Here is an 11887-nt window from a genome sequence, read left to right as displayed (position 1 = left end):
TTAATTTTTGTTAGCTTAACTTATTTTTACTTAGCAATCGCAAGTGGATCTTTAATCATATCACGCAGTACTAAATCATCTAAAGATCTAAATTCATAGCCTTCTTGCTTTAGATCTTTGATTAAATGACTAAGTGCTAGTGCATTATCTTCCGTCACAGTATGCAACAGGATAATAGCACCTGGATGCATTTGATCAATCACTTGTCGGTAAGCAGACTCCCATCCCTTATTTTGATCACTGTGCCAATCAACAAATGCAACAGACCAAAACATATGAATATACCCAAATTCATTACCCCACTCGATTGTTTGCTCATTAAAGACTCCTCGAGGAGGTCTTAAATAATGAAGTCTTTCGATACCTGTTACTGCCTCTATGGCTCGGTCTAAATCTGTCACTTCTTTTAAATATTTTTCTTTCGTCAGCTCGGTAAAATCATAATGATGATACGAGTGATTCCCAATAATATGACCATCAGAAGCAATCCGCTTCACAATCTCTGGTGCGCTTCTTACGTAGTGACCTGTAAGGAAAAATGTTGCAGGAACATTTTCTTCTTGCAAAATATCTAAAATTGTTTCTGTATAACCAGCTTCATATCCATTATCAAACGTTAGATATACGGTTTTCTCACCTGAATCATCTAAATAATATCCACCATGTTTTTTTAATATTTCTCCATACTTTCCTACCTCTGGTGGCTGATTTTTTGGACCTTTCTTATAACCCCAACCATATGCATAACTCGTACTTGGTATCAGTAGACAGCAGACCATGAAAACAGTTAAGATTTTCACTTGCATTTTCAAGCTTATCACCCACTTTTTTTTGTTAGTTTGGCGTACTTGTTCGACTAATATACAAGCATTTATAAAACCTATCTAATAAGTATTTTAATTTAGTCAGGCTTAACTATTATGTTATAATGTTAGTTGAAATTCCAAATGGAGGATGTAAGATGGATTTAAGTTGGGAACAGTTTTATCAAACGATTTTATTAATTTTTGAATCAAGAATCGCCAAAGTTATTATTGGTGGTTTAATTATTTTGATTTTCATGCTTTTTTTTCAACGTATTGTGCGTTCAATTTTTAGCAAAGGGCGCTTGCTCGATGCCAATGAATCAAACACGATGATTTCACTACTGAATTCAATCATTAAATATGTCGCATTAATCGGCTTTATCTTTTACTTTTTACATGTTTTCGGTATTAAAATTGGAAGTATGCTCGCAGGTGCAGGTGTATTAGGAATAATTATTGGTTTTGGTGCACAGAGCTTAGTCCAAGATTTACTAGGTGGATTATTTATCGTATATGAAAAGCAGCTTAAAACTGGTGATTATGTCATTGTCAATGATGTGCATTCTGGTACAGTTGAAGCGATTGGATTTCGTATTTTAAAAATTAGAAAATGGTCAGGTGCGCTATTATCGATTAATAATGGTCAAGTTCAAACGATCGAAAACTTCAATGAAGGTCGAATGAGAATTATTGAAAAAATTACAACAAGCTTTGAGCAAGATCCTCAAGAAACAGAGCTTGTCATTGAACAAATTTGTTCAGCACTTAACCGTGAGCTTGGTGAACACCTGCTTAAAGATTTATCAGGTGAACCAATTGAGCCGTTTAAATACATTGGAATGGCATCAACTAATGAAGATTATCGCGGCTTCAGCTTCTATATTGTTGGTCTATGCCAGGATGCAACATACTGGCAAACCGCCCGTGATACAAGAGGTATTATCGCGAAGTATCTTTACAAACATAATATTAAAATGCCAGAACAGCATGTACTAACGAGAGAAAGAAAAGATCATTAAACATATAAAAGCCCCATTTTTAATCGGAAGTTGATTAAAAATAGGGCTTTTTTAGCGTGTGAAAACTGTTTGATGACTAGTTGATTTAAATTAGGACAATCTATCTTTGTCTCTAACTGTCAAAAAAGAGCATCAACCAAAATTGCGATGCGCTTCATAATAGGGGATGAATTTTAATTTTCAAGCAATGTGAGTTGGTGTTACTTATTTTAAATGAAAGGCTAGATGATCTTGAATCGGTAACCAGGCAATGACTTCTTCTTCTACAATATTTTTTATTTTCAATTCTTGTTTTCGGCCTTTCATCTTTAAGTAAACTTCACCGTAAGTCACTTTGCCAATTTCTTTAACAGCAGCGGCATAAGCTTCAAGTTGTTCTGCACGAGCATCATTAGTCATTGGGAGTTGCTTCGTTGTGTTTATCCCAAATGTCGACTCATAATCAATTGGCCACTTAATCCGTTCTTGTGCGTCTTGTAATATCATATTTTGTACTTGGTCACTATTGGCTAACTTACTTTGCAATCCACCACTAACGTGTCGTTCTTCACTTTGAACATACGTTAGCGGATGATCTCCAATAAAATTATCATTGATTTTCTGATACGCCCAATTTACAGATGATTCTACTGACTGATAAGATAACGGCCAGCGTCCAAGATATACTTCACTCGAATAACCAAAAGCAAATACTGATTGATTTACTTCTGTAGCGTTTAGCTGTTCAATTAAATGGGGGTTAGTAATTTTAACTTCTGTTTTCTCTAACAACTTAGCTGTTTGTTCGTTCGGTTCTACTTCTAGTAGTTCTCTTTGTTTTTGATTTGCAGTATTTTCTTTTTCGATCGATTGAACATGAGACGGTATATGCTCCGGAAGCATTGTAGTGAAGTCGACCTCTGCCAGTACCTCAGTAGTTAAACAAAAGAACATAATCACTGGTAGGATATATTTCATAATTTTAGACTCCTTTGCTCTTTTTTTGTTAGTTTGCTACTAAGTTATATTTTTTATGTAAATAATATACGATTATTGTCTGACTATTTCAGTATAGATTGTTTTTTTTCAGAAAAAGATATAAAGTAAGATAGGTTAATGATTTTGAAGTTTGGGGGTTAAATAATTTGATTTCAACACGTTCGAGGTTTTGGGTTCTTGTAAGTTTTGTAATGATATCAGGATTTTCCCAAGGTATGCTACTTCCATTACTTGCAATTATATTAGAACAGAATGGTGTATCGTCATCCGTTAATGGTCTACATGCAACCGGTTTATATATTGGTGTATTAATTGCTTCTCCATTTATGGAAAAACCTTTGCGAAAGTTTGGCTACAAACCAATTATCTTGCTTGGTGGTCTGTTAATGTTTATCGCACTGATCCTGTTTCCAGTTTATCAATCGATTGTCTTTTGGTTTGTCCTTCGCTTGTTAATTGGAATTGGTGATCAAATGGTGAACTTTTCTTCACAAACATGGATTACGTCAACAACACCTGCTAGTAGGCGAGGAAGAACTGTCGCTTTATACGGTTTGTTTTTCAGTTTAGGATTTGCATTCGGTCCATTGATGTCTCGATTTATTCAAATTCATGAAAGCCTGCCGTTTTTAATTGCAGCTGGATTATGCTTAACCGTTTGGTTATTAGTTTGGTTTATTAAAAATGAACATATTGCAGAAAGTGGAGAAATTGATAATGTTCAGACAACCTCAACAATACAACGCTTTATAACATCGACAAAATTAGCTTGGATTGCCTTTTTAGGTCCTTTAGCTTATGGTATTCTCGAAGCTCTCTTACATGGTATTTTCCCAATCTATGGATTAAGAATCGGTCATGATGTTGAGGTAATTTCATTGATCATTCCATTCTTCTCTCTATCGACGCTCATTACCCAAGTACCTCTTGGTGCATTAGGTGATCGAATTGGTAGACAGAAATTGTTAGGGATTGTTACCGCAATAGGTTCAGTTATCTTTTTCTTAAGCGCACAATTTGAACACTCAACAGTCGCATTAATCTGTACATTCGCATTTTCTGGGATGTTGCTAGGTTCTCTGTTTTCAATGGGGGTCTCATACATGGCAGATATTGTCCCTAGAGAGCTACTTCCAGCAGGGAACATTATGTGTGGTGTATCATTTAGCTTAGGTAGTATTGCCGGACCAAATTTAGGTGGATTATTTATTGATATTTTCCCTAACGTATCCTTTTTCTATATGATTGTCGTTATTTTGATTATTCTCTCCACCTTATTCTTCGTAAAGAAAAAGCCTGTATTAAATCATTAATAAAAAAGGTTCAATGTGTACTGAACCCATAAAGTTAGACTTAATATTTAAGCTACTAATTGGCTGGCTTGTTTTCGGTATTCAACCGGACTCATGCCAGTCAATTTTACTTTTATTCGTCTATTATTATAATAATAAATGTATTTATCAACTGCTTGTTTCAACTCTTCAAATGATTCGTATATAACTCCATAATACATCTCCTGTTTCATTAACCCAAAGAAATTCTCCATCGGAGAATTATCCAAACAATTACCTCTTCGTGACATACTTTGAAATATTTTATTGTCCTTTAATCGCTTGCGGAAAGCCTTCATTTGGTAACCCCAACCTTGATCTGTATGAATTGTTGTTCGATAAGGACACTCTTTAGTTATTATGATTGTCTCATTCAATGCATCTAAAATGGCTTTCGCACTTGGTCGTTGGGATAATCTATATGATAAAATCTCACCATTAAACATATCTAAAAAAGGGTCAAGATACGCCTTCTTAATAACGGTTTTACCGCTCTGATCTTTTGTGTAATATTTAAATTCTGTTGTATCAGTTGTTATTTTCTGATAAGGAATATGTGTATTGAATCTACGGTTAATTCGATTTTGAGCAACTTTTCCGACAGTTCCTTTGTATGAATTATATTTTCTTGATTTTCTCGTGAATTTTGTGCATGTCAAATTAAGTTTATTCATAATACGTAAAACTTTCTTGTGATTAACGATGTGTCCACATTTCCGTAACTCCATACAAATTCTTCGGTAACCATAGTTACCGTTGTTTTCCTTGAATATTTCTTTAATTAGATGTTCAATCTCTTCATCTGGATTCGATTCGTTGAATCGTTTTTGCCAATACATGTACGTAGCCTTTGGAAATCCTGTCGCTTCAAGAATTACTGCTAGTTTAAAATCTTCACGAAGAGCATGAATAATTCTAGATTCTACTTTCGCAGTCGGCTTGGAATATTTATTCCTGAAGCTCGGAGCTTTTTTAAGTAAGCATTTTCCGCACGAAGTAATTCAATTTCTCGTTCAAGCTGTTGTGCCCTAGTTAAAGTATTATCGTTTTTCTTTTGCTTTTTCTTTTTTGACATAGGAGGACGCCCCTTTGGTTTAGAGAGCCCATCAATGCCTTCTTTATTCCAAATACGCATCCAATTGGCGACAATCGATGGTTCGTGCATATTGAACTTCAAGGCAACATCTTGATAAGACTCTTCTGTTCTTAATTTATATTGTAGAACATCTAACTTAAATTGAACAGAATAAATTTTATGTGACTTTCTCCTTTTTAGACCTGATTCACCCATCGTTTCATAAACTTTAACCCATTTTCTAACAGTGCTTTTATCAAAAATTGAAAATTGATTAGCTAATGATTTATAACCTCCTTTACCTGCTAAATAAGCAGTTACTACTTCTAATTTAAATTCAAAATTATATTTCACCATAAGAAACACCCCTAAGGTTAGATTTTCGGTCTAACTTTAGGGGTGCACAGCAATGTCAAATAGAGTTGGTAGGTTTTATAATTAGTAGAGAATAAATTTATTTTAGTTTTAATAAAGATACAACTTGTTCACCGCAGGTGAAATACACTCGCTTTCCGCGGGAACGCGGAGGTTCGGCTAACTGCGGTTTATAACGCGAATTACAAAATTAAATATACTTAAAATAAAAAAATAACGTTAGTAAGTTCTCAAACTCACCAACGTTATATATTGTAAAACTATAAAAAACTGGAATATCACTTTGGCGTTTTTTAAGTTAAAAGCTTAACGCAGCTAGTGAAATTTCCAGTTTTTTAATTTACAAATCGATTGAAATATCCTTCTAGTCGTTCTTGAATAAAAGCAATTAAAGAACATAATGGCCAATAAATTAATGCTACTAGAATATACATCGTCATTGTGTCATACGAACGACCTGCTGCAATCTGTGTTTTCTGAAATAATTCTGGCACAGTAATCACCGCAGCTAATGATGTCGCTTTAACTAAATCAAGAAAAATATTGGTCAATGGTGGAATTGCAATCCGTGTTGCTTGAGGTAATATAACCCCAAGGAGTGTGTCACGATATCCAAGTCCTAATGAATAGGAGGCTTCCCATTGCCCATATTCAACGCTACTTAATGCAGCACGGTTTACTTCTGCAATATAAGCCGCACTATTTAAACCAAAACCGATTAGCGCTGATTGGAAAGCAGTAAATTCAATCCCTGCAGCTGGTAGGCCAAAGTAAATTAAGAATAAAAAGACGAGCATTGGTGTCCCACGCATAAATGAGATGTAGATCCGGGCTGGAATCTGCAAAAGTTTATTTGCTGATTGACGAGCTAAAGAGATAAATAATCCTAGCACCATACCAATTCCCATACTTATCAATGAAACATAAATCGTCATTGGTAAGCCCGATAAGATCATAGGTAAATTTTCAATTGCAAGTTTTACATCAAAGAATGCAAGTAACATCTCAACGTTCGCCCCTTATTCATCGATTCTATTAAAGCTCTAGTCCCTCAACCGTCTCTATTTCTTGATCTTTTTGTACTGAAGCATCTTCTTGATAGAATTTAATTGCTATCTCAGTTAAAGTACCATCTTCACGCATTTCTTTAAGCACTTGATTAATCACTTCTGTCAATTGATCTTCACCCTTTTTCATCACAACAGCTTGCTCACTTGGGTGAAAGGCAATGTCAGGGTGAACAGTCAAATCAAAGTCTGGGAATGCTGCTACGCCAAATGTTGTTAAATAATAATCATTGATTACAACATCTGTACGCCCTGTTGATACATCTCGTAAGTAAGCCTCATTATTAGCATTACCATATGTAACAACCTCAGCGCCAAAATGCTCTGCTATTTGACTATAGATCGTTGTCGCTCCACCGCCTGCTTTCTTCCCTTCTAAGTCTTCAAGGCTATGAATACCAGATAAATCACTCTCTCTAACCGCCATTACAGCATGTGAGTATTTATATGGATCAGAAAAGTTAAATTGTTGTTTTCGCACTTCAGTTGCTTCAATATCGTTCATGGCTAAGTCAACTCTACCACTATTAATTGCAGAGAACATACTGTCGATACCCATAATTTCAAAATGAATATCTAAATCAAGGCGTCTTGCAATTTCCTTTGCAACCTCAACATCATAGCCTGTCAATTCATCGTTCTCATCATAAAATGATGCAGCAATTAAAGTTCCAGATGTAGCTACAGTAATTTCTCCAGCAGCTTTAATTTCATCCCAAAGTCCTTCGTCTGCAACCTCTTCTGTTTCCGAGTCAGACGCTGTATGATCAGATGCTTGGTTAATATCTTTATCATCTCCACCACAAGCCGCTAAAAATAAGGCAAATATTAATAACAAAATCAAACTGATTTTCTTTTTCAACATTTTAAGTCCCCCTTAATTTATAGTTATTCTATCTGATTTTAAGATTATCAATCCTACAACTTTAAAGCAAGGAAAATGCTCAACTGTATTATAAAATTTTTACCATCTGTTATATAACAAAAAATATTTTTATTAAATTTTGATACAAAAAAACAGTGTATCAAATGTTACACTGCTTATCATACGATTACCTTTTTAGTCGACCGCGTTTGTCAGCAATTATGGCATTGATCTCGCCACCTACAATAATAATAATGCTCGAGATATAAAACCAAAGCATGAGGATTATGACCCCACACAGGCTGCCATATGTTGCTGAGTAGTTCCCCATCGTATTAACATAAAGTGAAAATCCATATGAGGATATTTGCCATCCTATCGTAGTAAACAAAGCCCCCCATACCGCATCTTTTAGATAAACCTTTGTATTTGGTGCCATTCGATAGAGATATAAAAAACCGATAAAAAAGATCGATGAAGAAATGATCCATCTTAAATTGTTCCAAACAGTAATAAACTGTTCACTTGCACCAAAAAACGAGAAGATATAGACACCTATCATTCGACCAAATATCGGTAACAATAGGGCAACGACAATAATAAGTAGAACTGAGATTAACAATGATATCGCAATTAACCTACCTAGTATAAAGGGGCGGTTTTCTTCGACATCATACGCCTTATTTAATGCACGCATAATTGCATTAATCCCATTAGAGGCTGACCAAATCGTACCGATAATAGCAATCGACAGTAATCCACCACCAGTAGATTCAACTGTTTCAAGTAGAAAATTTTCGATTAATTGCATTGCTTCAACGGGAATATAATTACTCATCATTTCAAGTATTCTCATATAATCGATAGGCAAATAGCTCGCAATCGCCACAGAAAAAATTAATAAAGGAAATAATGAAAGCAAAAAGAAGTACGATAACTGTGCTGATAAACTCGTTATCTCATCTTCTGAAAATCGCCTCACAAGTTCAAGAAAGTTCTTTTTAATTGAATCAAAACTTAATTTAGCCATAAGTATATCTCCAATCTATTTTGAGTCTACTCATTCGCTTATTTTCGTTTGATCTGATCAATTAACTCTTCTAATTGGCACGCACCATTGTATAGACTGTCTAGCTTCTGATTAGCTACTTTAAATGATTGCTCAAGACAACGTTCAATTTGAACTGCTGATTGATAAGGATGTTTAACCACTTGATTTGATAGCTGTTTAATTTGCTCTTTTATCCCTTTTCGATTTTTGCTAACTATCAACATACCACTACATACACCAACAACGATTGGAACCCATTTAATTAATCGATGTTTTTTCACCTATGCCACGTCTCCTCATATTTAATTTGATATTAAATGTGATGTTGTTTTCGGATCGATGCTAATAATGCTTGGCAACCAAGTTCAACTAGTTGAAATGTCTCTTCAAAATCCCCTGTATAGTATGGATCTGGAACATAATCAATCGTTGCATTATCAACAAAGTCCATAAGCTTAACTATCTTAGCATGTGTGGTTTGCTTGCGAATATTCTCTAAATCAACCAAGTTTTGATCATCCATAGCAATGATATAGTCAAATTGATTAAAATCAGCTGCAGTAATTTGTCTAGAATAGATCCCTTCAAATGAAAGGTTATGCTCTTTTAATTTCTTTTGTGTCCCCTCGTGTGGAGGTTTTCCTTCATTCCAATTACTAGTTGCAGCCGAGTCAATGACAAATCTATCTACTAGCCCTTCTTGTTTAACTAAATTTCTAAAATACGCCTCTGCCATTGGTGAACGGCAAATATTACCTAAGCAAATGAATAATACTTTTATCATGTCTATTCCACCTTTTTATTCTTAGTACACTTATTATAACAAATTTTAAAATTAAAAAAGATCGGTTCAATGTCAAATAGAGCTGGTTGGTTTTATAATTAGTCGAAGATAAATTTATTTTAGTTTTAATAAAGATACAACTTGTTCACCGCAGGTGAAATACACTCGCTTTTCGCGGGAACGTGGAGGTTTGGTTTACTGCGGTTTATTACGTGAGTTATAAAATTAAATATACTTAAAATAAAAAATAACGTTAGTAAGTTTTCAAACTCACCAACATTCTATAATGTACAACCAAAAGATCTAACCCGAATGCTTGACCGGATTAGACCTTTTGAATAGGTTTATGCCATTTTACCCATGATCACTGATTCTAAATCACTTGCTGGTACAGGTTTACTAAAGTAATAACCTTGATAGTAATCGCATCGATTAGCTTGTAGCAAGTGAAGTACTTCTCTATCCTCAACACCTTCAGCAACTACCTTTAAGCCAAAGGTATGAGCTAGTTGGATCATTGCTTTGACAATTTCTGCACTACTTTGTTCAGTTAATACACTTCTTATAAATGACTGATCAATCTTTAAGTAATTAATTGGGAATTTCTTTAAATAACCAAAAGATGAGTAGCCCGTGCCAAAATCATCGATCGAAAAGGAGATCCCCATTTGACGTAGTGTATTCATTGTCTCAATACAATCCTCTGTATTTTCCATAACACTATTTTCAGTAATTTCTATTTCTAAATAGTTTGGATCCATTTTTGTTTCTTCAATGATTTGTGCAACTTTTTTTGCAAAATCAGGTCGCTGTAATTCGATTGCAGAGACATTGACCGCAATTCGGATTGGATCAAATCCTTGATTTACCCAAGTATAATGTTGTTGACAGGCTTCTCGAATGACCCACTCGCCAATTTGCGTGATAACTCCCATTTCTTCTGCGATTGGGATAAATGTTGCCGGTGATATCGGGCCTTTCTTCGGATGATTCCAACGAATTAGCGCTTCTAGTCCTGTTACCTCACCAGTAATAACGTTAATTTTCGGTTGATAATGAAGATTAAATTCGTCATACTTCAATGCCTTTCGAATATCAGATTCTAATAGAATTGTCTCTTGATAAGCCTCATCCATTTTTTTTGTGTAGAATAATTTACTATTTCGACCGTTCATTTTGCAATAATGGACAGCAATGCTAGCGTGATTGATTAATTCATCCTCATCCCATGCATCAATACCATAGTAACTAACACCAATTGAAGATGTCACAAAAAATTCATGGCCTTGAATTGAAATCGGTTGTTTAATCTCCGAAAGCATTTGTTCAGATTTCTCTTTTACCATTTGAATCGGTAGTCGAATAATTAAACAGAACTCATCTCCACCATAACGATAGACAGAACCCGTTTGGTCGACGACAGATTTAATCCGCTTAGAGATAATATCAATCACTTGATCTCCAATTGCTTCACCTAGTGTATCGTTAATATGCTTAAGGCGATCAATGTCACAATATAAGACAGCAAAAGGATGCTCTTCTCCATGCTTAACTGCACTCTTTAAATCTTCTCTAAATTTTCTTCGATTCGGTAATTTTGTTAATGAATCATAGTTAGCTAACTGCTCAACCTGCGCCTCTGCACGTTCTAAAGAAGTAATATCAACAGATGAACCGACCACTTCAATAACTTCACCATTTTCATATATAGGAGCTAACATCGTATATAGTGTTAATTGTTCAATGTGATGCTTAAAAACAACCTCATTGCCAAGAAATGCTTGTTCAAAATAGGACATGATTTCAATCGAATCATCATTGAAAAAAACATCCTCAATAAAATCGGGATTTAAATGTTCAGTCATAGCTATAATTTTTTGAGCAAGCTTGCCTTCAAATAGACGAAAGCGATATTGATTTAACTCTTTATGCTGTTGTACTCTAAATGTCAAATTCATTAACTGACTAAACAGTCTCCGATAATCCCCTTCGATTGATTCAACAAGCTGTTTATCAATATACTTAACATCACTAATATCAGTACGAAGAACTATGTAAGTTGGTTTTCTTTCTCCATCACTTAAGCTTGGTAAAATGTGAGTACGATACCAGAAAACTTCACCTGTTTTTGATTGGGTGCAAATATCTCCTGTCCAAGTTTCACCCGTTCTAATTGTGTCCCACATTGTTTGATAAAAATTTGGTTTATGTACAGCCGCGTGTAAAATACGATAATGATGTTCTAATAATTCTTCTTTTTGATAACCGAGGATTTGACAAAATTGATCATCAATATATGTAATATAACCTTCGTCGTCCATGACTAGCATCTTAAAAACAAGGCTTACTTGTTCAACTAACTGATCGGGTATATTGGAATGTGTTTCAATGTATTGATCAAATTCTTCCTTTATCTCCTTGGCTAATTCAGTCGTTGGTTGATGCTCAATGGTTTCTATCATTTTCTTTATTTTGTTATCTATATCAATGTTTCCGATCCGTTTTAGCACCATGACGTCACCTTTCTACAATATCT

11 protein-coding genes are annotated in these 11887 nt (G+C 34.7%); 2 read left to right on the top strand and 9 right to left on the bottom strand.

From position 1 onward, the window contains the following. Window positions 1-26 precede the first annotated feature (26 nt). Window positions 27-806 (bottom strand): delta-lactam-biosynthetic de-N-acetylase, encoded by a 780-nt coding sequence (gene pdaA, locus AXY_RS03190; RefSeq protein ID WP_051007545.1) that lies wholly within the window; start codon window positions 804-806, stop codon window positions 27-29. Between the two features lie 155 nt (window positions 807-961). On the opposite strand from pdaA, the gene AXY_RS03185 reads away from it, so the two are divergent. Continuing rightward, window positions 962-1825 carry a mechanosensitive ion channel family protein gene (locus AXY_RS03185; protein ID WP_015009347.1) on the top strand — a complete coding sequence of 288 codons (864 nt, stop codon included), beginning with the start codon at window positions 962-964 and terminating at the stop codon, window positions 1823-1825. 204 nt (window positions 1826-2029) lie between these two features. Here AXY_RS03185 and AXY_RS03180 read toward each other — a convergent pair whose 3' ends face one another. Further along, window positions 2030-2782 (bottom strand): YfkD family protein, encoded by a 753-nt coding sequence (locus AXY_RS03180; protein ID WP_015009346.1) that lies wholly within the window; start codon window positions 2780-2782, stop codon window positions 2030-2032. 167 nt (window positions 2783-2949) lie between these two features. Here AXY_RS03180 and AXY_RS03175 point away from each other — a divergent pair, with 167 nt between their 5' ends. Continuing rightward, window positions 2950-4116, top strand: a complete 1167-nt coding sequence (locus tag AXY_RS03175) for an MFS transporter (RefSeq protein ID WP_015009345.1) — start codon at window positions 2950-2952, stop codon at window positions 4114-4116. A gap of 47 nt (window positions 4117-4163) precedes the next feature. On the opposite strand, the gene AXY_RS12490 is transcribed toward AXY_RS03175, so the two are convergent. From AXY_RS12490 to AXY_RS03135, 7 genes are all read right to left on the bottom strand, one after another. Beyond that, a protein-coding gene (locus AXY_RS12490) for an IS3 family transposase (RefSeq protein ID WP_155835452.1) occupies window positions 4164-5566 on the bottom strand; the annotation gives its coding sequence in 2 pieces (ribosomal slippage) (window positions 4164-5095 and window positions 5095-5566; 1404 coding nt in all). Window positions 5567-5919: 353 nt separating this feature from the next. Further along, entirely contained in the window at window positions 5920-6588 is a 669-nt protein-coding gene (locus AXY_RS03160) for an amino acid ABC transporter permease (RefSeq protein ID WP_015009342.1), read from the bottom strand. A gap of 31 nt (window positions 6589-6619) precedes the next feature. After that, window positions 6620-7516 (bottom strand): transporter substrate-binding domain-containing protein, encoded by an 897-nt coding sequence (locus AXY_RS03155; RefSeq protein WP_015009341.1) that lies wholly within the window; start codon window positions 7514-7516, stop codon window positions 6620-6622. Window positions 7517-7703: 187 nt separating this feature from the next. Further along, a complete protein-coding gene (locus AXY_RS03150) occupies window positions 7704-8546 on the bottom strand; it encodes a YihY/virulence factor BrkB family protein (protein WP_015009340.1) in 843 nt (280 codons plus the stop codon). 38 nt (window positions 8547-8584) lie between these two features. Continuing rightward, window positions 8585-8848, bottom strand: a complete 264-nt coding sequence (locus AXY_RS03145; RefSeq protein ID WP_015009339.1) for a hypothetical protein — start codon at window positions 8846-8848, stop codon at window positions 8585-8587. Window positions 8849-8880: 32 nt separating this feature from the next. Further along, window positions 8881-9351 (bottom strand): low molecular weight protein-tyrosine-phosphatase, encoded by a 471-nt coding sequence (locus AXY_RS03140; protein ID WP_015009338.1) that lies wholly within the window; start codon window positions 9349-9351, stop codon window positions 8881-8883. A 344-nt stretch (window positions 9352-9695) separates the two neighbouring features. Next, window positions 9696-11864, bottom strand: a complete 2169-nt coding sequence (locus AXY_RS03135) for a sensor domain-containing protein (protein WP_015009337.1) — start codon at window positions 11862-11864, stop codon at window positions 9696-9698. Between the last annotated feature and the right edge of the window lie 23 nt (window positions 11865-11887).

Source organism: Amphibacillus xylanus NBRC 15112 (genome assembly GCF_000307165.1).
Classification (GTDB): Bacteria; Bacillota; Bacilli; order Bacillales; family Amphibacillaceae; genus Amphibacillus; species Amphibacillus xylanus.
The sequence above is the reverse complement of the archived record's forward strand: the minus strand, read 5'-3'. Positions and strand labels throughout refer to the sequence as shown.